The sequence below is a fragment of the Streptomyces sp. NPDC054834 genome (genome assembly GCF_053611185.1).
The window spans coordinates 1-19686 of sequence record NZ_JBSGZV010000070.1 but is presented as its reverse complement, the minus strand read 5'-3'; the positions used below and the strand labels follow the sequence as shown (position 1 = coordinate 19686).

Here is a 19686-nt window from a genome sequence, read left to right as displayed (position 1 = left end):
CTGATCTTGGTTGTTGAATGGTCAGTTGTTGCTCGGGGTCAGGCGGCCCTCGAAAGCGATCTGGAACGCGTTCAGGGGTGCTTTCCAGCGCATGGTCCACCGCTTGCGGCCCTTCCCTGTCGGGTCCAGGCTCATCAGCGCCATGTAGATGCACTTGAGGGCGGCGGCTTCGTTGGGGAAGTGCCCGCGGGCACGGACGGCCTTGCGGATGCGGGCGTTGACGCTCTCGATCGCGTTCGTGCTGCAGATGACCTTGCGGATCTCGACATCGAAGGAGAGGAACGGCACGAACTCGGCCCAGGCGTCCGACCACAGCTTCACGATCGCCGGATACTTCTGGCCCCACCCTTCCTGGAACTCCAAGAACCTCTCAGTCGCCGCGTCCTCGCTGGGTGCGGTGTAGACGGGCTTGAGGGCCTTGGCGACCTTGTCCCAGTCCTGACGGGCGGCGTATCGGAATGAGTTCCGCAGCAGGTGAACCACACACGTCTGGACAATCGTGCGAGGCCAGACGGTCTCCACGGCCTCGGGAAGGCCCTTGAGCCCATCGCAGACCAGCATCAGCACATCGTCCAGGCCGCGGTTCTTCAGCTCGGTGAACACGTGCAGCCAGTACTTGGCACCCTCGCCGCCGTCGCCGGCCCAGATGCCGAGGATGTCGCGGGTGCCGTCAACAGTTACCGCCATCACGACGTAAACCGGACGGTTCGCGACCTGCCCGTCCCTGATCTTGACGTTGATGGCGTCCACGAACAGGACCGGATAGACGCGGTCGAGCGGCCGGTTCTGCCACTCGGCCATGCCCTCCAGCACTTTGTCGGTGATGGTGGAGACGGTCTGCTTGGACACCTCGGCGCCGTACACCTCGGCGAGATGAGCCGATATCTCCCCGTGGGTAAGGCCCTTCGCGGACAATGACAGCACCATCTCGTCGACGCCCGTGAGACGCCGCTGCCGCTTCTTGACGATCTGCGGCTCGAAGCTGCCGGCAGTGTCACGCGGCACCTTCACTTCCACCGGCCCGACGTCGGTCAGCACGGTCTTGGCGCGGGTGCCGTTGCGGCTGTTGCCGTTGTTCTTCCCTGCCGGATCATGCTTCTCATAACCGAGGTGGTCGGTGATCTCGCCTTCCAGGGCAGATTCCAAGACCCGCTTGGTCAGCTGCTGCAGCAGCCCACCCTGTCCGGTCAGCCGCAGCCCCTCCGACCGGGCCCGCTCCACCAGCATCACGACCAGTTGCTCGTCGGACACGGGCGCAGTCTGTCCGGACCGGGCACTCTCGACAGGCTCCACGGTCTCCAACTCCACGGCGGTGTAAGTCACTTGACGTCTCTCCCATGATCGTCGGATCCGCCGTTAGATTTACACTCCCAACCGCTGGAACCTCACCGTCCAACACCTCCATACGTACTATGTGCTGGCGGGGGCTACGCCGGTGCTGGTGCATAACAGTGGGCCCGGATGTGGAACGAATTGGATGTCGTCCGACAAACTTCCACATCACTACATGCGAACGAGCGACCAGGGCGTTATGCACGCTGAGGACTTCGGCGTAAAGGGGCCTTACAACAAGGCGAACGGGCAAGCGTTCATTCGAGCCATTGAGCAGTTCGTGAAGAATCCAGGGACGCGGCAGATCCAGGGTACGTATAGGGGGCAGGCTGCCATCCACTACGTGGACGACACGGGTCTCCATGCGTCATTCGCCGCGAACGGTCCGAATGTCGGGGAGTACCTTGGCGGGTGGCGATCCTCAGGTGATCAGCTAACCTACCTGCTGCGGGATGGGAAGCTGTAGTGATAGGCCGCCGACGTGAGAGCTGCGATCCGAAGAGAGATCTCCGTGAACATTGAATTGACGAACGATCAAGCGCTCGTCCTATCCGACTGGATGAACCGCGTTATGCATCGAGAGGATTTCTCGGCGCTCGTCGACGATCGCGCTGTTTGGTCTGCTCTGTTCAGAATCAGCGGGTCGCTGGAGACGCAGTTGTCATCGATCTTCGATTCCTCATACTCTGAACAGTTGGCTGCTGCCCGGCAGCGGCTAATTAGCGAGCTTGGGGAATTTGGTGAGCGGTGAATTGACGCACGTGCCGTCATGGCCTGATCTCGGGCCATGACGGCAACGGTGACGGCAACGTCAGCGGACGGATGATGGGGGCGGTGGCTCTTCCGGGCCATCGCCCTCTTCCATGAGCGCGGTGGCGAGCCGACTGATGGCTTGGCGTTGGAGGCGGAGGCGTACGTGGGCATAGACGCCCGCGGTGACGCCGATGTGGGCGTGGCCCAACAGCTCCTTGATCACGACGAGGTCGACGCCCTGTTCCAGGAGTAGCGTCGCCGTCGAGTGGCGGAGGTCGTGGAAGCGGATGCGTCGGAGCCCGGCTCGGTCGAGGAAGGTGCGGAAGCGGCGGGTGAGGTTGGCCGGGTCGAGGGGCCGTCCGGTCGGTGTGGTGAAGACGAGGCCGCTCTCTCTCCAGGTTGCCCCTGCGGTCTCTCGTTCCTTGTCCTGTCGCTCGTTGTGCCCCTTGAGGGAGTGGAGGCATTCGGTGGGAAGGGCGATGCGGCGTTCGGACGCGCGGGTCTTGGTGGGCAGGCGGGTGAGGCCGCCGGTGCGGGTGCGCTGGAGGGAGTGGCGGATGGTGGCGGTGCCGCTGTTGAGGTCGAGATCTTCCCAGTGGAGGCCGAGGAGTTCGCCTTTGTGGAGGCCGGTGCGCAGGGCGAATTCGTACAACGCGTGGAGCCGGTCGGCCTGGGCAGCGTCGAGGAACTGTCGGGCCTCAGCCGCCGTGAGGGGCCGGAAGCGCTTGGGCCGGGGTGCGGCGGTCTTGACGTTCCGGGCGACGTTGCGGGGCAGTTCGTCTTCGCGGACGGCGTGTTCCAGCGCGGACTTGAGGACCGAGTGCACGTAGGTCACGGTCGAGGGGGACAGCCGTTTCTTGCAGCACTCGCCGATCGCACAGCACCTCTTCCGTTTCGTGTCCAGGCTTTGGGTGCAGCACTGGCAGGTGGTGCGGAGGCGGTCGAGGAAGGTGCGTACGTCCTTGGCGGTGAGGCGGGCGATCTTCTTGGTGCCGAGGCCGGGGATGAGGTGGATGCGGATGCAGGTGGCGTAGCGGGTGTGGGTGTTCTCGCGGAGCCGGTGGACGGCGACGCTGTTCAGCCAGTAGGTGAGGTAGTCGCCGACGGTGCTGTCGGCGGTGGCGACGGGCAGTCCGCGGTTGCTGTCGGCGATCTTCTCGGCGAGTTTGTCGGCAGTCTCTCTGCGGGTGGTGCCGTAGACGCGGACGCGTTTGCGGGTGCCGTCGGCGGCGAGGACGTAGCCGGCGGCTTCCCAACGGCCGTCCTTGCGCTGGTAGATGGTGCCCTCGCCGTTGGCGCGGGCCTTCTTGCGCTTGGGGGCGGTCATCGGGCGGCCTCTTCCAGGTGGCGCTGGACGTAGTCGTCCAGGGCGTGGGCGGGGATGCGGCGGGCGCGGCCGATGGTCAGGGAGGCCAGGCGGCGGGTGCGCAGCAGGTCGTAGAGGGCGGAGCGGCCGATCTTGAGGCGAGCCATCGCCTCGGGCACGGTGAGGAGTTCGTCGTCACGCACCGGCTGTCATCTCCTGTTCGCGCGTCGGGCCGCCGTCGATGAGGGTGGCGAGGCGTTCGAGGTCGGGTGTGAGGCCTGTGCCGTCGTAGGCCCAGTGGGTGAGGACGAGGGTGGTCGGTGACGGCGGAGGGGTGTGGCGGCGGTGCCAAGCGGCGCGGGCGGCCCGGAGGGCACCGAGGGTGGTGGAGTAGGCGCGGGTCTTGGTGGAGAAGTGGCCGCGGAAGCCGAGCATGTGTGCCCACTTGCGCAGGTTCAGGTGCTTGCGGTCGTCGCGGGCGCCGAGAGTCCATGCGGTGCGGATCATGCGGGCCGCGTGCTCGGGTACGGACTCAAACCAGAGTTCGGTGATCCTCTTCAGCCGGTGGTCGAGGGTGCCGGTCGCGGCTTCGGTGCCCTTGGTGGCGTACTTGGCGACGTACCCCGCGACCTTGCCCTCGGTGATCGCGGTTCCGCCCTCGAAGGCCGTTGACCGGATGACTCGGACGTCGATCTGCTCGCCGAAGGCGAAGGAGCGGGCGCGGCCGTTGATCTCCGGCCCATCGACGTGGGCGCGGGTGGCCGCGAGCCGGATGGCGTCGGCGAGGAGTTCGGGTGTGGCCCATGCAGGTGGTGGGGTGCAGGGGCCTGCGGGGCCATCGAGGCGGATCACGGCGTGGAAGTGGACCAGCCCGCGCTGCTGGTACTCGGCGACCTTGGCGTACGAAACGCGGACGGACTTGTGCAGCAGGCGCTGCGGGACACCCGCCATGGCGGCGATGGTGCGGCGCAGGTGGAGAATGAAGCGGGCCCACAAGGTCGGGGCGTAGGCGTTCCACAGCACGGCGCCCGTGTAGTCGTACCGGTCCGGGGCGAGCGGTGTACCGAGGAACGGGTCTCCCTTGGTGTGGGTGCGTCCGCATCGGCAGCGGGCGGAGCCGCCGGTGCGTCGGCCGTGGACCGGCCCGTACGACGGGGCGGTGAGCCTGGCGAACACCCCCTGCTCCCCGCACCCGCGGGGAGCCGCGTGGGACGACGGGGCGCGGGTCGATGCCACGGGCGCGGTCGGCGGCGAGGCGGCTGGCCTTCTTGCCGAGCAGGCGCTGCACGGTTGCTGGTGAGATGCCGGCGAGCAGCCGGACGCAGTGGATGCCGTAGTCGCGCAGGATGGCGGCCTGGCGCGGTCCGATGCCGTGCAGGGTCTCCACGGGGAGCGGCCCGAGCCAGTCGGCGACCTCGTCGGGGGTGATGGCGAGGACGCCTCCCGGTCCGGTGATCTGGCCGGAGGCGGTCGTGGCAACCGTGATCGTGGGGCCGATGCCGACGCGGACGTCGACGCCGAGGCGGGAGATGGACCTGACCCTGAGCGTCTCTCCCAGGTGGGCCGCGTCGGTTCCGTGGTAGCGCAAGGCTCCTTTGAGTTCGACCAGTGCGCAGGTCGGTGGCAGGGCTTGAACGACCGGGGAGAGGTCGGCCAGCAACTCCAGCACCTGCCGGTAGAGCTCCTCCGGCAGGCGGTCCGGGCAGCGCACATGCATGACTGTCGGCTGCGCGACCTGCGTCGTTTCGTTGTTCACCGTGGTCACCTCCCGTCCTCCACGTTATCGAACGAAAAATCGAACACGCGAGTACGACGATACTCGATCTTGGGACTAGAATCGATAACATGTTCGATGATCTGCCGCCGGACCTGGAGCGGCTGAGCACCTTGCGGGTGTGGCATGCGATGTGGCTGGCCCGCATCGACCGCAAGATCGAACTGCTTCTCAAACGGCAGGCCGAGCAGGACCACGGCCGACGGGCGAAGCCCAAGCCGCCCGAGTGGATCGTCGAACTCGGCATCGGTGTCGGCCGACCACCGGTGCAAATCCACCGGGGCACCTGCTACATGGCAGGCAAACGACGCCGGCCCGTCGAGCAAGACGAAGCCCGCCGTCTGCTGGCGCACGGCACCAGCGCCTGCACTCACTGCCGACCCGACGCGGGTCTCGGCATCCTCGACTTAGAAAAAGATCGGCCCCGGACAGCGTGCACTGTCCGGGGCCGATCCTGAAAAGAGTGTGATCGTGAAGGGCGGTCGCCTACGCGGCGAAAGGATCTGCAGGGCTTCAGCCGAACGATCGTCCCTGCAGGCAATAGATGAGGCCCGGGGACACTGTCCCCTTCACAACCACGTCTCTCACAACCACCCGCACCCAGGAAGCATTCCCGCCCCACGACACTGGGCCGACAGCCCGACACACGCGGGTCTCCGTCCCAGCCCCGGGGATCCCGGGCGGAGACCCGCCATTCCGTCTTCACCCCGCCGCTGCTAGTGCTCTGACCGCATAGGTTCACCGGGTTGGTGTTGTCCCGCCGCTGTGCGATTGCTCAGGGAGTGTTCGCGGTCGCCCAGGATCGGCTCGAGTCTCCCGCATGTGAGTCGACGGCTCGTCCAGGACCTCGGGATCCCCAGTGCATATGGATTAACTCCCTGACCAGCCAGTTCCTTTTGTTACTCGAACGATGCAATTATCAGAAATGTCCCCATTACGCCCTGTTGTCACGGCTAGCCTTCCAGCTATGACAGCAACAAGCACCGCGACCTCCGTACAGGGCGGCTCGCAATGGGTACAGACCAGTCCGCTCTCCTTCCAGCACACCCTCACCGGCAGCGACGCTCGGATCTCCAAGGTTGCGTCGCTCCAGATCCCCACCCCCGGCGTGTGGGAGCTCACCTATCACGCCCGCTCCTCGTTCAAGCCGACTGCGAAGCGGGCACTGTGGATTCACACGTGGTTGTGCAGGGACGGCGTGCTCATCGACGGCAGTCAGGCAACGACCGGTATCCAGGGCCCGGAAGCTGAGTTGGTCCAGGCCACCACCGGGCAGACGACCATGGCCACCTTCAAGTCCGGGGAGAAGGTGACGCTCCACGGGCGCTACAGCGGGGAGGGCAAAGCTTTCATTCTCAGCAACGGCGAGGGACGCACTGGAGTCGTGGCGCGCTTGGTGAGCCCACTGCAGTGAGCGCCAGTGAAGGACATCCTCCGAATCGCTCATGACAGGGGATGCTAATGCTCTGACCGCATAGGTTCGCCGGGTCGCTCAGGCCGCGGTGACGAGGGGGCGTCCGCCCCAGCGGATGCCCTTCTCACTGCGGATGCGGGCGCGTTCCTTGCGTTCGGCGGCCAGGACGTCGCCGTGGCGGGCGTTGGGAGCGCGCATGCGGGGCGGGGGAACCGCTCATAGGCTGGTGATGCTCGGGGCTACTGCGGAGGTCTGCCATGCCCCGGACCATTTGGGCAGGTGCCATCTCGTTCGGTTTGGTCACCGTGCCGATCAATGTGGTCAGCGCGACCGAGGACCACAGCATCCCCTTCCACCAATACCACCTCGAGGACATGGGCCGGGTCCGGGTCCGAAAGGTGTGCGAGATCGAGGAGCGCGAGGTCAACCAGAGCGAGATCGGCAAAGGCTACGAGCTGACCAAGACACAGGTCATTCCGATCACGGACGAGGAGCTGAGCCAGCTTCCGCTCCCCACCGCGAAAGCGATCGAGATCGACGCGTTCGTACCGCTGGAGTCCATCGACCCCATCCGGATCGCCGAGGGCTACTACCTGCAGCCCGCCGGCCAGGTCGCGGCCAAGCCGTACAAGCTGCTCGTGCAGGCCCTCGGCCGCTCCAGCAAGGTGGCCGTCGCGAAGTACGCCTGGAGCGGCAGGGAGCGCCTCGGCCTGCTGCGGGTGCGGGACGACGTTCTCGTCCTCCACGCGATGCGCTGGCAGGACGAGATCCGCGACCCGCCGAGCTGCTCCCGCCATCCGTCACGGTGACCGACGAGGAGATCGAAGGCGCGCTCGCCCTCATGAACACCATGACCCGCGAGGACCTCGAGGGCCCGGAGTTCCGCGACGAGTACACCGAGGCGATCGCCCGGATCATCGAAGCCAAGCGGGAGGACAGGCCACTGCCCGAGACGCCGGAGCCGGAGCAGCCGGCCCAGGTGCTCGATCTGATGGCCGCGCTGAACGCGTCCGTGCAGCAGGCCAAGGCCTCCCGCGGTGAACCGGCTGAGGAAGCGGACGTGCACGAGCTGCCGAAGCCGAAAAAGACTGCGGCGAAGAAGCAGCCAGCCAAGAAGACTGCGGCGAAGAAGGCCACCGCGAAGAAGACGCCGGGTCGCCGCCCGCAGAGTGCTTGAGGTGCGGCAGGCGTAGGGCTATCGCCCACGCACCCCGGAAGATGTCAGATGACGCACCTGCCGCGCCCGGGAGCTTAGCGTCGGGCCGTCCGTGTAGCCCAGCTCAGTGTCCAGACGACAGTGCAGACACACCGGCACTTGCTGCCGGACTCATCGGAGCAGGCATCCTTCTGGCGAGCCGGAGCCGTCGCCGTACTGAACCGCACCCGACGATGCCACCCGGCTCAACGCCCCCGGGAGGGCCGACTCCGGCGCTCAATGGCCTGACCGGGTGATCCCCTCCGCAAGCTGCCCCACGGTGTGGAGCACCCCCTGTCCGAAGGCCGTGGGAGCTATGAGAACTCCGAAGGCCATGACGATGACTACCGTCAGCAGCTCGTCGTTGCGGCTGCGGGCTTGGGTCCGGCGGCGCAGCCGGAAGTAGATGATGACCGCCAGCAGAAACGCGACGTTGATCGACAGCACCACGCGGCCAGTCCTCCCCCTCAGACAACCTCCCAGCCTTCTGATGTAGCCAGAAACCCCTGCCGCGGGCAGCTCAGTTGGCGCTGGTTGGCAACAAAACGCTTCCCTGAGGCTGGATCACTCGGATACGCGGCCAGGCCATACGGGGCATACCCGGCTAGGACTGAGCTGCCGGCTGCCGCGGCGGGGGTACCGCTCGCAGAAGTTCCCACAGGGGACGTGAGCCGGCCGCCCATTCTGCGAGGACCCGGCGGTCAACAAGGTGGAGCCGTTGCTGCTGGGCAAAGGTACGGCCGGGCTGGGTGATTCTGCCGTTGGTGACCATGACGACGACGTCGCCTTTGTGGACGGGACGGCCGGTGCCGTTGAGTACCTGCAGGTCGGGGGTGCCCACGGCGGCTCCTCGGTCCCCGTTCTTGCGGTGCTTGCACTGGATCACCCAGCGTCGGCCGAAGGGGTCGGTGGCCTTCACGTCAGCGCCGAGATCGCCCTGGCCTCCGACTTGGATGGCGTCTGCGCATCCATCGCGGTGCATCAGGTCCCTGATCGCGTGCTCGAACTGTCGGTGGGTGAGTGCGTCCATCTGAGCAATCCGGTAGCGCAGTGCGCGTGCCTGGGCTTGCTGCCACTGGGCGCGCTGTGACCGCTGCTGCCACCATCCCACGCCGCCCAGCAGCGCGATCAGGGCAGCGATGAGGAGGATCCACCAGTGCGCGAGCAGCCAGTTGACCACCATGACGGTCAAAGTGACGGCTGCGACAGCGGCGACGCCGATGGTGACCAGTTGGGCGTCCTGTTGCCGCCGGCGCCTGCGGCTGGGACGTCGGGACGGTCGCCGACGTGCGGGCGGGCGTCGGGTCACCGGCCACCGCCCATCGTGGAGAAGTCGATCGGATACGACACCGTGGGCCTGGGCGTTGCCGGCTTCGCCTTGGGCGTCTTGAACTTGATCGGGTAGGACACGGTGGGCTGCGGCACCACGGCTTTGGGCCTGTTGCCAGTGAGCTGATCGAAGCGGATCGGGTACCGCCCTGTCGATCCCGGTCGTGGACTTGTGGGCCTGTCTGCTTGGGCGTTGTTGTGCCCAAAGCCGACGACAGCCAGGGCGGCCACCGCCAGGATGGTTAACTCCCGGCGTGCCCCCGGCGCCCACCGGGAGTGCCCCCGAACCGGTGTCCCATCGGAACGTACGTAGGGGCGTACGAACGGCATGTGATCCTCCCCCGAAGCATCCAGTCCCTGCGTAGCCACATGCTGACGGCAGGCACTGACAAACGATCACCTTCGAGGCGAAGCCCGATGTCGCATAGTGCCAGTTCAGGACACTGGTTGCGCGTGATGAGCATCTCGTGGTGTCCGGTTTCGGTCGGACGGATGTTCTCTGCTTGTCGAGCTGTGTCTGCGCCGCTAGTTGATGACGGGCTGGGGGCGCTTCGGCTGTCCCGTGGACTGCTGTGCTGGTGTTTCGCTTTGGTCAAGGCCGAGGAGAGACGGTGGGTTCACTGCCGCACAGAGGCAGGTGCCTAGTAATGTTCGGCCTCATGAGCACTCCTAGCCCTCGGGGGGAGCGAGAGAAGCTAATTACCGCTCTCGCTCCCAGGCTGCGCAGGCACTTGAAGATCCGCGCCTTTGAGCACGGAATGGACATCCAGGACGCGGCTGAACATGCCATCAAGGCCTGGTACGAAGCAGACGGTCTCCCTGAGGTGAAGACCGACGGCGCCAAGACGTGGGGGACGTTCCTCCCGCTGGGCGAGCCTGACAAGTTCAAGAGGGCGTGCTCGGAGCGGGGCGTCACCTATGTACAGGGGCTGGCACAGGCCCTGACTCTGTGGCTCGACAACCATCCTTCGCCTTCCGCCCCGTTGGTGTCTCAGCCAGTGGTGCGGGTGATAGTGGCCAACCAGAAGGGCGGCGTCGGCAAGACCTTCATCTCGTCCGGGGTCGCCCAGGCCCTCGCGGAAGCCGGCCATCGCGTGCTGCTCGTCGACTACGACCCGCAAGGGCACCTGACGGCCGAGCTCGGCTTCGAAGACCTCATGTACGAGGACGATGTCGAGACCCTGATGATGCACATGGAGGGCACCGCCAAGGGCGACATACACGACCTGCTCGTGGCCCTCGACGGCGAGCGGTTCGGAGAGCGGCTCCATCTGTTGCCTGCGTCTGACGACGCGTTCCTGCGCGATGTCGCCCTGTCCAAGGTGAGCTTCAGCGAAGCTGCTCTGGAACGGGCTCTTGAGCCGCTGGAAGCGGACTACGACGTCATCGTTATCGACGGGCCGCCCAGCTTGGGCCTGAACATGGACACCGCTCTGTACTACGTACGCCGGCGTGAGGGCGAGCTCGCCGACCGCTCCGGCGTCATCACACCGGTTTGGGCGAACAAAGCCTCACACCGGGCGTTCCGTCTCCTGAAGTCGCAGATGGACGACCTTCGCAGGAAGGGCCGGATCCAGATCGACTACCTCGGTTTGATCATCAACGCCTACGACAGTCGCCGCGGAAAGCTTGTGAAGGAGAACCGGGACGAGTGGGAGAAGAGCAGCTCGCCGGCCGTCATCGCGGTGATCGGTGACCTGAAGGAAGGCCGGGAGGCGGCAGACGGTGAGATCCCGCTGCTGGAGTACGCCCCCGACAGTGAGCACGCGCAGGTGATGCGCGAATTGGCGAAGGAGCTTGCCGTATGACGCCCCCTCCGCAGCGGGTCACCCGCGGTTTCAGCATGGACGAGGAGGAAAGCGGCACGAAGCCGTCGCCGCGTCGTGTCCGGACGCGCCAGCAGATCATGAATGGTGAGGGCAAGCGGCCTCCCGCCAAGGTGGAGCTGAGGCTGCTGGCCCACAACCCTTTCAACCCGCGCGAAGAGCTCACCGACATTGAGGAGACCGCGGACTCTCTGCGGGCCAAGGGGCAGATCCAGCCTGTCACTGTGGCTCGGCGTGCCGCCTTCCTCAATGCCCACCCGGGGCAGGAGGAAGCGCTCGGGGAAGCGGAGTACGTCGTCATCGACGGCAACCGGCGTCTGGCGGCGGCTGGCTTGGCCGACCTCGCGGAACTACGGATCGATGTAAACGACGATCTCGCTGCGAGTGCCGCCGACATCCTGGAATCGGCGCTGATCGCCAACGTTCACCGGGTGGACGTGCCGCCGATCGACCAGGCCCGAGCCATACAACAGCTCCTGGCCAAGCACGGGACGCAGGAAGAAGTCGCACGGCGCCTGGGGAAGACCGGCGCCTGGGTGTCTCAGCGTCTTGCGCTGCTCGAACTGCCCGAGGACCTCCAGGAGAAGGTGGAGTCGGGCGAGCTGAAGGTGAAGGACGGGCGGCGTATCGGCCGCCTGCCGAAGGAGCAGCAGCACGCCGAAGCTGAGAAGGCTCTTAACCGGGTTAAGGCCCCGCGCAAGAAGCGTGGTACCGCCGAAGCAGAGGTGCCGCATCAGGCGTCGGGTCCTGCCGGGTCCCTTAACCCGGTTAATGCTCCGGCTGCCGCGGGTCCCGATCCGGCAGGCCTTAACCCGGTTAAGCCCCTGGGGCAGGAGGCGGCTGGGAGCGAGGGCCTTAACCCGGTTAACGCATCCTCGGAGCAGGCAAGCGCGCAGCCGCGTCAGCTGCCGTACGACGATGCTCCCTTCCTTGCCCACCATCTGCATCGGAAGATGGAACCGACCGTTTTCGCCCAGTTCGCCCGTGTGATCATGGGGGTGCTCCGGGAGCACAGCCCCGAAGAGTTCAGCGCGCTGCTGCAGGAACTGAGCCGTCAGGAGGAACAGCTGGCCTAACGCCAGAACCAGCCCCGGAACACAAAAAGGCCCTGCCACCCGACGTCAACCGGGTGGCAGGGCCTCTTTCGTCAGGATGCAGGGTGGGTGTAGCGGATGGGCTTGCCGAGACTGCGGGCGTAGTCGATCTCACGGCGGGTGCTCTCGCCGATGTAGCCGCCGGGATTGACGATCAGGACGTCATCGGCCATGTCGATCTTGCGTAGGTGCAGGGTGTCCAGCATGCACTTGATGCGGTCGGCCTTGTCGGGGGTGGCCCACAGCGGGTGTGGCTGCTTGAGGTTGCAGCCGGGGGCGAGGACGATCCGGCCGGCGGCCGTCTCGTACAGGGTGGCCTCGCTGATCTCGTTCCAGAAGCGGGTGGATCCGCAGAGGACGACGATCGGTGGGCGGGAGCTGGTGCCGGTGTGGCTGTGCATGGGGTCCCTTCGTGTCAGGGGAGGTGGGGGATCGGTGCGGCCCGCCGTACGCCGACGGGCCATCGTGGCCGTCCGAAGGGGGTGGGCTAGCGGAGGGCCAGGGCGGCGCGGACGCTGTGGCAGTCGACGGGCGTGACGGAGTGCGGGGAGCGCCCGTGGGTGGGGGCCAGTTCCGCGAGGATCTCGATCAGGACGTCCTCCGCGTCGAGCAGGATGTCGACGTACCCACGCCCGCAGGTGCAGGGGACGATCAGGGTCAGGACGTCGCTGGCGCCGTGGGCCTCACTGATGTTCAGGGTGTGGTGCAGCCATGCCCCACCGTCCAGCCAGGCAACCGCGGCCGGTTCGATCCGGCGGCCGTCGGCGAGAGTGACGGCCGGGTGTCCCTGCCAGTCGAGCGCGTCGACCGCCCGGGCGAGGGTGTCGGCGTAGGCGCGGTAGACGTGGTGGGCAGCAGCGGTTTCGGCGTCCTGGCGCTGCTCGTTCTCGTCGGGCCCGGTGGCGTCGGCAGCGAGTTCAAGCAGGAGGGCGAGCGGGCTGTCCGGCGCGTACGGGCGGGTGCGGGAGACGGTGGTCATGACGTCCTTCCGGTCGTGGTGGCGGAGTGGGTGCGGCGGCGGCCGCGTTGGGCGATGTCCAGCAGCTCGCGGTTACGCCGCTGCTGGGCGGGCGTGAGCGGCCGGGCCTTCGCGCAGTGGCGGTGCCAGAACAGGGAGGCCGGCGGCTCCGGGTAGGCGAGGGCGCGGTCGGTGTCGCGCGCGCTCATGCGGCACGCTCCCGCAGCGGCTGGGGCTGGCGGCGCGGGGTGCGTGCTTGGTCGGCTTGGACGACGCGGTCGACCCAGTTGTCGCCGAGCCGTTCACGCAGTCGACGGCGTAGCGCGGTCCGTTGCCGGGCGGTGGTCGCTGCCCAGATGCCGGAGGTGGTCATCTTCGGGTTGGCGAGCGCCCACTTGAGGCATTCCTCTGCGATGGGGCAGCGGCGGCAGGCCGCGCTGGCCTGTTGGATGCGGGCGATGTCATCGGGGCTGGTCGTCTGGCCGTAGTCATGGATGAACAGGCCCGGGTCCTTCCGGCACGCCAGCCGCGTCTGAGTGTGGGGGAAGGGGATCCGGGTGTCGGCGGCGAGGACCGCCGGAGGCTGAGTGGTGCGGCTCATGGATGAGCCCTCCTTGCGGAGTCGAAGGCGTCGGGAGTCAGGCGTGGGCGCCCTGGGCGTCTTTGCGTTTCGTGGGCGGTGCCTTGGCGTCGGAGGCGAACCGGCCCAGCCGCGCTTCCACGGGGTGGGCGGTGATCCAGTCCTCTGCGCAGGCCTTGTGCACGGCCTCGCCGGCGTGGGACCGCAACGGCGTGGGCCTGCCACACAGCACGCAGGCCTCGTTCTGCCAGTGGTCGAAGTGGCGGCCGTCTCCCCAGTCCAGGAGCGCGCCGGGCGGCGGGACCAGGCCCGGATTGAACGGCTTCTTCTTGCTGCCCTTGTCGACGGCGGGCCGGGCAGCGGTCCTCACGCGGCACGCCCCCACAGGCCGGTGCCCAGGCGGCCCATCCGGCGGCCGTTGACGGTCGGCACCGTGACGTGCGCGGGGGTCGCGACAGTGACGTGCCCGGAGTGCTTGCCCGCGTACAGCGCGGCGTCGGCAGCCCTCTGCAGGACACTCAGGTCCCGGCTGCCGACCACGTCGGGGCTCGCGACGCCGACCGAGACGGCGACGTCGACGGTGCGGCCGTCGTCCAGGATGACCGGAGCACGCAGCATGCGGAGCAGCTGCTCGAAGCGGCGGCCGCGGGCATCAGCGCGCACCTCCAGGACGACGGCGAACTCATCGCCTCCGAGCCGGCCGACAGCGGCGCCCGGACCCGCCCACGCGGCCAGCCGGGCGCCGAACGCAGCGAGGACGGCGTCCCCAGCCGCGTGCCCCAGGCCGTCGTTGATGTCCTTGAAGTGGTCGGCGTCGGAAGCGCGCGGGTTCCCGGAATCCTGAACGTTGGTAAGCCGGAACCTGCATGCCAACTGATGGCTGCGGCGGTCCCACGCGCGGGTTCCGGCCTAGCTGACGGGACACGGTGAGCGAAGCCCGGTTCTGCCAGGAGGATTGGGAAGACCACAGCTGATCTGAAAGACGCATCCCGCCTGGGACTTCGACTTCGACGACGGCGACGAACTCACCCGGCGACTGCCCTGACAGGCTGCTCTGTACGATCACCGAACACTGGGCGCTGGTCCGCCTGTCCTGTGCGGAGATCAGCAAGTGGTGCCTTGTCCGGATAGTTGAGGGAGTTGGCGGGTGTCCGCTTTGGACTTCTACGCTCACGTCGCCGTTTGCGGTGAGATCCTGGGAGTTGGCCTCGGTGCCGACCCGGAAGCCTGGGAAGCCGCCCTGGGGGCGACATGCCTCGATGTTCCCGGTGGTGGCCTACTGCGGCGGGACTACGGGCTCGTGGAAATCAACTTCTCGCCGGACCAGCCAGGGCGGCAAGGGCAGATGTCGTGCTTCGGCTTCGGCGTGAAGATCCAACGGCTGCTGTACGACCAGCCCCCGAGCACCGTGCCGTCCCCGCTCTCGCGGGAATACGGGGAATTCGCACCCAGAGTCCCCTTCAAGGAACTGCAGACCGCCATCCTGGCCCTGGGCCACACGATCGAACTCGACAAGCACAACACGTCGAGTGACATGGACTGCTACCGCGTATCCGCGTCCGCCGCCCGCATCCACGTCGTCGCTGACCCTGACCCGTACGGGTCAAGCGACCCAGATCCAGACGGATATCAGAGGGGCGACGTCTGGTCCGTCGACGTGTGGTGACCAGCTGGCGGCCTCCCAGCAGCGTCCGTGACATCTCTTCGCTACGAGGAGGGCCGGGCAACGATCACATGCGCGGCGGGCAACGATCTGAAGAGCGCGCGCCACCCAGCTGATCAGCCAGACTCAAGCCCCCCGTGCCGCATCCAGCTGGCTAGCCCGCAGGCCAATGTGGGTTCGGCATGCCGTCATCGCTCATGTGCGCCCGCTGCCAGATCCCTTTCCAGTTGAACGGCGTCTCCGGGACGAACCGGTGCCGCTGCCCGCACGGACATGGCGCCAGCACCCACGCGCACCCACGGCACAGCTCCACCCAGCCGTGCCCGGTCGAGTTCGACACCAGCGGTCTCTCGTCCCCGCAGGCGGGGCAGCCGGGGAGATCGGCGCCATCCAGAATCGCATTCTGCCGCCGGACGTACTCAGGCAGCCGCAGCGACGGATGGCGAAACGGGTCTTCGTACCAGGCGCGGTTCGGGCCCTCCCACCAGCTCCGCAGCCACCACGGTCGCGGATTCACTACAGCCCGCCGCCCCGCCCGCTTCTCCGCCCGGCGTTGCGCGGCGTACTCCTCCGCTCGCGCGAGCCACAGCACCCGCGCCTCATGCAGTTCCTCCACCGCCCGCACCAGCGCGTCCGGGTCCGCCTCCAGCCGCCGGGGGATCGCGGCGCTGAGCGTGAGGTGGTGGTACGTCGCCCGGAAGCCGTACGGAGCAAAGAGGGTGATGCAGGTCCGCAGCGCGCTGTGCCGGCGGCGGAGGGGGAGACGGGCGTCGTGCACGTGCGCTCGGTGGGTCAGGAAGCTGGTCATTGTGTGGGCGCCAGGTCCAGTGCCCGTGCCAGGGCGGCAGTGACGGCGGCGGCGTGTGCCGGCAGGTGTTGTTCAGCCCAGGTTCCAGCAAGACCGAGGAAGTCCTGCAAATCCTGCTGGGCGCCCGCGACGAGCCTGCGTGCCTGGCCCACTGACAGCTCGATCACCGGGCCGCCGTCCGTCCCGTAAGCGTCGAACGTCAGCCGGACAATGTCGCCAACGCGTTCGGCCACCGACGACGGATCGTGGCCGAAGTAGGAGCAGCCGGTGCCGTCGAGCACCTCCAGCCAGTCCCGCCAGGTCTCCAGGCCGTTGCAGCAGCCCGGATCGACAAAGATGGTGGCGGTGGCGGTGTCGGTCACCCGGAACCCGCCGGCGGCGAACAGATCAGGCATGGTGAGCAGCCCGTGCAGGAATGTGCCGAGCGGGTCGGTCGGGCACGGCCCGTGCTCCTCCCCTGGCTCGAAGCCGTTGCAGTCGGCGATCCGCATAACCGCCGTGCCGACCTCCGCCGGAGTGAGCTCCCCGTTCAGCACGAGGTAGCCATATGACTCGTGCTCGCCAACCGGCCAGAGCGCGAAGTCGGCGGCGGCGGAGATCTCCAGAACGGGTTGCATCACAATCACATGGGGATGATGCCGGACCCACTGCTACACCGCCACGGGCTTTCAGCTGGCATCGGGCTGGGAGCGGCCCGCTACCTGGGCAGTTTCGCGGTGCGCTCCGGGAAGGCGGCACCGACATAGCGCATGGCGGTCTGCGCGGTGATCCCGAAAAGCCGCATCAGCTTGAGGGGATCACCGGTGGCAAACGCCTCGTTGAGCATGCGGTCCTGCCGCAGGCCGACGAGTGTGACGTTCTTGGGGAGGGTTCTGCGAAGCAATGTTCTGCTGACCACCGGATGATCTGGGTCGAGGGCTGTCTTCTGGCTGACGAGAAGGTAGGGGTTCGCCGATGCCGGCCAGCGGTGGTGGCGATAGGCGAGCCACTCGCTGGCGAGTCGGTGGGTAAATTCCTCCAGGTAGAGGGTGTGCCGCAGCAAGCCGCGGCGGACTTCGAGAGTGCCGCGAGCAAGGTTGAGGTCGTTCGTCCGAATCGTGCGAAGCTCTTCACCAGGCAGCGCGTGAATGGCCACCAAGGCGATGACCAGGCGGCTTAGCGGAGACTTTGCCTGATCCATCAGTCCGGCCAGTAGATCGCTGCGCATGGACTTCGGGAGTCCCTTCAGGTGACCGACCGAAAGCTGGCGGGTCGGGTCCCGGAAAACCATCCGTTCCCGCTTGAGCGCCTTGAACAGGCTGCGCAGGCTCACCGCGAGCTGCTGGCGCTCTTGTCCTGACAGGCCGGATACCACCGCCTCAATATGGTCAGTCGTGATCTTTCGCAGAGTGGTCACGCCGGCGGCTGTCCACGTGGTGAGGACGGGTTCAATGTGGGCGAGGTATCGGCGAATGCTGCGGTAATCGCGGACTTCGCCCTCGCGGCGCCCCTGGCTGCGCAGAAGGGTCACCCATGCGTGGATCTCGCTGGCGAGCGGGTCCGGGAGGACACTGATCGCGACCTGGATCCACGCGAGATTCACGTCCTGGCGGCGGTCCGGATCATCAATGAGCAGACCATGAGAACGGAGGAACTGACAGACCGGCTTCGCCGCGAGAGTCGCAGAACAACTGGCCAAATCGTGGACATCGCGCTCCAGGATGGCGTTCTCAGCGCCCAGCCAGTGCACCAGGATGGTCAGCGTGCGGATGTTCTTGCGGTAGTCAGGCGTCCGACGATCGAGGATGAGCTGGTCGAACTCCTCGACCAGCCGCCGAGCTTCCTCCGACAGCGGCAACTCGCTAGGACCTCGGCGCCCCAGGCGGGCCAGCACAGGCGACCAGTCGCGCCGGGGATTGAAGAGCGTTTCCTGCCCGCGGGCGGCGTGAGGCGCCGCTGTCCCATCGGCTCCACGGAGCGTGCTGGGCGCCGACCACCCCCGCACCCTCACCACCCGGCACGAACTGGCCCGATGGCAGGGAGAAGCAGGGGACCCAGCGAGTGCAGCCATCGCCCTCGCCAGCCTGCTCGACGACCGGACACGAGTGCTGGGCGCCCACCACCCCCACACCCTCACCACCCGGCACGAACTGGCCCGATGGCAGGGAGAAGCAGGGGAGGCTGCCGAGCCGCCAACCTCGCCGAACTACTGAACCAGGCGCATAAAGAGCTGCTTTGCGACCTTGACGTGCGTAGTCACCGCCGAGAGACCTGGTCCATGACACGCGCTCTGTCGACGCCGCCCGTCATTCCGTCCGGCTTCCTCGCCGCCTCCCCTAACCCGTTCTTCCCGCCACCGGGGATCTACTGTTACGCCCCTGGGAACCAGCCGACGCACACATTCCTCTCCGCTTACCAGGACCCCGAGATCCGCCGCTGGCACGCACGTCGGCGCGCCATCGAGATTCAGGTCCGGGAACAGTTCGCCACATACCGCCAGGACTGGGAACGTGAGAAAGGCTGCCACTGGGCGATCACCCACGACGACGGCCAGGCGCTCGGCCGGATCGCACTGCGGGGCCTGGACCTCGACGACGGCCTAGTACTCCAGTGCGGTTTCGTGATCTATCCAGTGGATTCGCTGGCGGTCCGTCGTCGGTAGTGGCTGCGTCGGGCTGTGGCTTGATGGCGTCTGCGCCAGTCGGACCAGCGCAGCAGTCTGGTCGTGGTCACGGCGGATGGGTGGAAGACGGCGGCGAGTAGGTGGCGGATTTCTGGGACGGTCAGTGTGATCGGCTCGAAGCTGTGGGCTGGGTCGTGCGCGTCGCTGGGTCGTTCGGGGGCCGCGTCGGCGGCGAGGGCGGTCAGGAAGGCCAGGGCGAGCATGGCGAGCATGGCGAGCGTGATGTGCCGGTGCCATGAGGTCCAGTGCCTGACCTGGTAGTGGTCGAGTCCGACCTGGCCCTTTGCGGCCTGGAAGCACTCCTCGACGCTCCAGCGGATGCCGGCGACGCGGACCAGTTCGGACAGGGGCACTTCGGTGGGTGACCAGCACAGGTAGAAGGCGAGTTCGTCGGTGGACCGGTTGCGTCGGACGAGCAGGTGCCGGTGGTTGCCGGTGCCGATGTGGATCCAGGCCCAGTCGTAATACCGTGGGCCTTTCGCGCCGTTTCCGGCGCTGTGCCGCTGCCAGGCTGTGGCGGGCAGGCGGCCGGCGACGGTATCGGCTCGGACGGGAGTGCGGCCGTTGTTGATCCTCACCCGCACCGAGCAGGCGACGGCCAGGACATAACCGACGCCGCGCGCCTCAAAAGTGGCGCGGAGCTGGGGATCCTGGCCGTAGGCCTCGTCGCCGGTCACCCAGGACGCGGCGGTCCCGGCGTCCAGCGCGGCCTCGATCATCTCGCCGGCCAGACGGGGCTTGGTGGCGAACTGCACCGTCTCGGGTATTCCGGCAGCCTTGCGGCGTTCCAGATCACGGGACCAGGAGTGTTCGGGGAGGTAGAGCCGTCGGTCGATCAGGGCCCGTCCCCGGTTGGTGGCCAGGGCGAGGAACACGCCGACCTGGGCGTTTTCGATGCGTCCGGGGGCCCGTATTTCAATAAGTGCTCGGCAGAGGGGTGTTGGTGGGAGTCTGAGATATGACCCCGCGTCTGTCAGACCGCGTTGCCGCTC

Annotated in this window: 24 protein-coding genes and 5 pseudogenes; 10 read left to right on the top strand and 19 right to left on the bottom strand. The window is 67.1% G+C overall.

The features are described 5' to 3' along the window. Positions 1-21 precede the first annotated feature (21 nt). Entirely contained in the window at positions 22-1227 is a 1206-nt protein-coding gene (locus ACWGJM_RS45460) for an IS256 family transposase (protein WP_453417674.1), read from the bottom strand. A gap of 151 nt (positions 1228-1378) precedes the next feature. On the opposite strand from ACWGJM_RS45460, the pseudogene ACWGJM_RS45455 reads away from it, so the two are divergent. Together ACWGJM_RS45455 and ACWGJM_RS45450 are read left to right on the top strand one after the other, a co-directional pair. Further along, positions 1379-1798: pseudogene (locus tag ACWGJM_RS45455) on the top strand (colicin D domain-containing protein); the annotation flags it as partial. A 45-nt stretch (positions 1799-1843) separates the two neighbouring features. Further along, entirely contained in the window at positions 1844-2083 is a 240-nt protein-coding gene (locus ACWGJM_RS45450; protein ID WP_453417659.1) for a hypothetical protein, read from the top strand. Positions 2084-2143: 60 nt separating this feature from the next. Here ACWGJM_RS45450 and ACWGJM_RS45445 read toward each other — a convergent pair whose 3' ends face one another. The 4 genes and pseudogenes from ACWGJM_RS45445 to ACWGJM_RS45430 form a co-directional block, all read right to left on the bottom strand. Further along, positions 2144-3412: a tyrosine-type recombinase/integrase gene (locus tag ACWGJM_RS45445; RefSeq protein WP_453417658.1), complete on the bottom strand. Its 1269-nt coding sequence runs from the start codon at positions 3410-3412 to the stop codon at positions 2144-2146. Beyond that, complete coding sequence (locus tag ACWGJM_RS45440) at positions 3409-3594, bottom strand: helix-turn-helix domain-containing protein (protein ID WP_101280494.1); 186 nt, start codon at positions 3592-3594, stop codon at positions 3409-3411. Before ACWGJM_RS45440 ends, ACWGJM_RS45445 begins: the two co-directional genes overlap by 4 nt. Then, positions 3587-4567 carry a replication initiator gene (locus tag ACWGJM_RS45435; RefSeq protein WP_453417657.1) on the bottom strand — a complete coding sequence of 327 codons (981 nt, stop codon included), beginning with the start codon at positions 4565-4567 and terminating at the stop codon, positions 3587-3589. The genes ACWGJM_RS45440 and ACWGJM_RS45435 overlap by 8 nt, the downstream gene beginning before the upstream one ends. A 19-nt stretch (positions 4568-4586) precedes the next feature. Beyond that, a pseudogene (locus ACWGJM_RS45430) lies at positions 4587-5108 on the bottom strand (DNA polymerase Y family protein); the annotation flags it as partial. A 128-nt stretch (positions 5109-5236) separates the two neighbouring features. On the opposite strand from ACWGJM_RS45430, the gene ACWGJM_RS45425 reads away from it, so the two are divergent. Together ACWGJM_RS45425 and ACWGJM_RS45420 are read left to right on the top strand one after the other, a co-directional pair. Beyond that, positions 5237-5623 (top strand): DUF6233 domain-containing protein, encoded by a 387-nt coding sequence (locus tag ACWGJM_RS45425; protein ID WP_453417656.1) that lies wholly within the window; start codon positions 5237-5239, stop codon positions 5621-5623. A gap of 509 nt (positions 5624-6132) precedes the next feature. Beyond that, complete coding sequence (locus ACWGJM_RS45420) at positions 6133-6579, top strand: hypothetical protein (protein WP_453417655.1); 447 nt, start codon at positions 6133-6135, stop codon at positions 6577-6579. Between the two features lie 78 nt (positions 6580-6657). On the opposite strand, the pseudogene ACWGJM_RS45415 reads toward ACWGJM_RS45420, so the two are convergent. Then, a pseudogene (locus ACWGJM_RS45415) lies at positions 6658-6780 on the bottom strand (IS630 family transposase); the annotation flags it as partial. A 56-nt stretch (positions 6781-6836) separates the two neighbouring features. On the opposite strand from ACWGJM_RS45415, the pseudogene ku reads away from it, so the two are divergent. After that, positions 6837-7756 (top strand): annotated as a pseudogene (gene ku, locus ACWGJM_RS45410) (non-homologous end joining protein Ku). 255 nt (positions 7757-8011) lie between these two features. Here the strand turns inward: ku and ACWGJM_RS45405 are convergent. The 3 genes from ACWGJM_RS45405 to ACWGJM_RS45395 all read right to left on the bottom strand — a co-directional run bounded on the left by ACWGJM_RS45405 (position 8012) and on the right by ACWGJM_RS45395 (position 9334). Continuing rightward, positions 8012-8224, bottom strand: a complete 213-nt coding sequence (locus ACWGJM_RS45405; protein ID WP_453417654.1) for a hypothetical protein — start codon at positions 8222-8224, stop codon at positions 8012-8014. A gap of 154 nt (positions 8225-8378) precedes the next feature. Beyond that, a complete protein-coding gene (locus tag ACWGJM_RS45400) occupies positions 8379-8957 on the bottom strand; it encodes a restriction endonuclease (protein ID WP_453417653.1) in 579 nt (192 codons plus the stop codon). A gap of 122 nt (positions 8958-9079) precedes the next feature. Then, a complete protein-coding gene (locus ACWGJM_RS45395) occupies positions 9080-9334 on the bottom strand; it encodes a hypothetical protein (RefSeq protein WP_453417652.1) in 255 nt (84 codons plus the stop codon). A 500-nt stretch (positions 9335-9834) separates the two neighbouring features. Here ACWGJM_RS45395 and ACWGJM_RS45390 point away from each other — a divergent pair, with 500 nt between their 5' ends. Continuing rightward, positions 9835-10911 (top strand): ParA family protein, encoded by a 1077-nt coding sequence (locus ACWGJM_RS45390; protein ID WP_453417651.1) that lies wholly within the window; start codon positions 9835-9837, stop codon positions 10909-10911. Then, positions 10908-12005, top strand: coding sequence for a ParB/RepB/Spo0J family partition protein (locus ACWGJM_RS45385; RefSeq protein ID WP_453417650.1), 1098 nt, complete (start codon positions 10908-10910; stop codon positions 12003-12005). The genes ACWGJM_RS45390 and ACWGJM_RS45385 overlap by 4 nt, the downstream gene beginning before the upstream one ends. 71 nt (positions 12006-12076) lie before the next feature. Here the strand turns inward: ACWGJM_RS45385 and ACWGJM_RS45380 are convergent, their stop codons facing one another. The 6 genes from ACWGJM_RS45380 to ACWGJM_RS45355 all read right to left on the bottom strand — a co-directional run bounded on the left by ACWGJM_RS45380 (position 12077) and on the right by ACWGJM_RS45355 (position 14434). Then, positions 12077-12424, bottom strand: coding sequence for a hypothetical protein (locus ACWGJM_RS45380; protein WP_453417649.1), 348 nt, complete (start codon positions 12422-12424; stop codon positions 12077-12079). Between the two features lie 86 nt (positions 12425-12510). Next, positions 12511-13002: a hypothetical protein gene (locus ACWGJM_RS45375; RefSeq protein ID WP_453417648.1), complete on the bottom strand. Its 492-nt coding sequence runs from the start codon at positions 13000-13002 to the stop codon at positions 12511-12513. Further along, positions 12999-13190: a hypothetical protein gene (locus ACWGJM_RS45370; RefSeq protein WP_453417647.1), complete on the bottom strand. Its 192-nt coding sequence runs from the start codon at positions 13188-13190 to the stop codon at positions 12999-13001. The genes ACWGJM_RS45375 and ACWGJM_RS45370 overlap by 4 nt, the downstream gene beginning before the upstream one ends. Beyond that, positions 13187-13582: a WhiB family transcriptional regulator gene (locus ACWGJM_RS45365; protein ID WP_453417646.1), complete on the bottom strand. Its 396-nt coding sequence runs from the start codon at positions 13580-13582 to the stop codon at positions 13187-13189. The genes ACWGJM_RS45370 and ACWGJM_RS45365 overlap by 4 nt, the downstream gene beginning before the upstream one ends. A gap of 37 nt (positions 13583-13619) precedes the next feature. Further along, positions 13620-13931, bottom strand: a complete 312-nt coding sequence (locus ACWGJM_RS45360; RefSeq protein ID WP_453417645.1) for a hypothetical protein — start codon at positions 13929-13931, stop codon at positions 13620-13622. Beyond that, entirely contained in the window at positions 13928-14434 is a 507-nt protein-coding gene (locus tag ACWGJM_RS45355) for a GGDEF domain-containing protein (protein WP_453417644.1), read from the bottom strand. Before ACWGJM_RS45355 ends, ACWGJM_RS45360 begins: the two co-directional genes overlap by 4 nt. A gap of 274 nt (positions 14435-14708) precedes the next feature. On the opposite strand from ACWGJM_RS45355, the gene ACWGJM_RS45350 reads away from it, so the two are divergent. Continuing rightward, positions 14709-15227, top strand: a complete 519-nt coding sequence (locus ACWGJM_RS45350) for a hypothetical protein (RefSeq protein ID WP_453417643.1) — start codon at positions 14709-14711, stop codon at positions 15225-15227. A 151-nt stretch (positions 15228-15378) separates the two neighbouring features. Here ACWGJM_RS45350 and ACWGJM_RS45345 read toward each other — a convergent pair whose 3' ends face one another. The 3 genes from ACWGJM_RS45345 to ACWGJM_RS45335 all read right to left on the bottom strand — a co-directional run bounded on the left by ACWGJM_RS45345 (position 15379) and on the right by ACWGJM_RS45335 (position 17869). Beyond that, on the bottom strand, positions 15379-16032 hold the full coding sequence (locus tag ACWGJM_RS45345; protein WP_326741972.1) for a hypothetical protein: 654 nt from the start codon (positions 16030-16032) through the stop codon (positions 15379-15381). Continuing rightward, complete coding sequence (locus ACWGJM_RS45340; protein ID WP_453417673.1) at positions 16029-16649, bottom strand: hypothetical protein; 621 nt, start codon at positions 16647-16649, stop codon at positions 16029-16031. Before ACWGJM_RS45340 ends, ACWGJM_RS45345 begins: the two co-directional genes overlap by 4 nt. 80 nt (positions 16650-16729) lie before the next feature. Further along, on the bottom strand, positions 16730-17869 hold the full coding sequence (locus ACWGJM_RS45335) for a hypothetical protein (RefSeq protein ID WP_453417642.1): 1140 nt from the start codon (positions 17867-17869) through the stop codon (positions 16730-16732). 121 nt (positions 17870-17990) lie between these two features. Here ACWGJM_RS45335 and ACWGJM_RS45330 point away from each other — a divergent pair, with 121 nt between their 5' ends. After that, positions 17991-18224: a hypothetical protein gene (locus ACWGJM_RS45330; protein ID WP_453417641.1), complete on the top strand. Its 234-nt coding sequence runs from the start codon at positions 17991-17993 to the stop codon at positions 18222-18224. A 65-nt stretch (positions 18225-18289) separates the two neighbouring features. Continuing rightward, positions 18290-18673 carry a GNAT family N-acetyltransferase gene (locus tag ACWGJM_RS45325; RefSeq protein ID WP_453417640.1) on the top strand — a complete coding sequence of 128 codons (384 nt, stop codon included), beginning with the start codon at positions 18290-18292 and terminating at the stop codon, positions 18671-18673. On the opposite strand, the pseudogene ACWGJM_RS45320 reads toward ACWGJM_RS45325, so the two are convergent. Continuing rightward, positions 18637-19596: pseudogene (locus ACWGJM_RS45320) on the bottom strand (IS701 family transposase); the annotation flags it as partial. The gene ACWGJM_RS45325 and the pseudogene ACWGJM_RS45320 sit on opposite strands and share 37 nt — an antisense overlap. Positions 19597-19686: the final 90 nt, after the last annotated feature.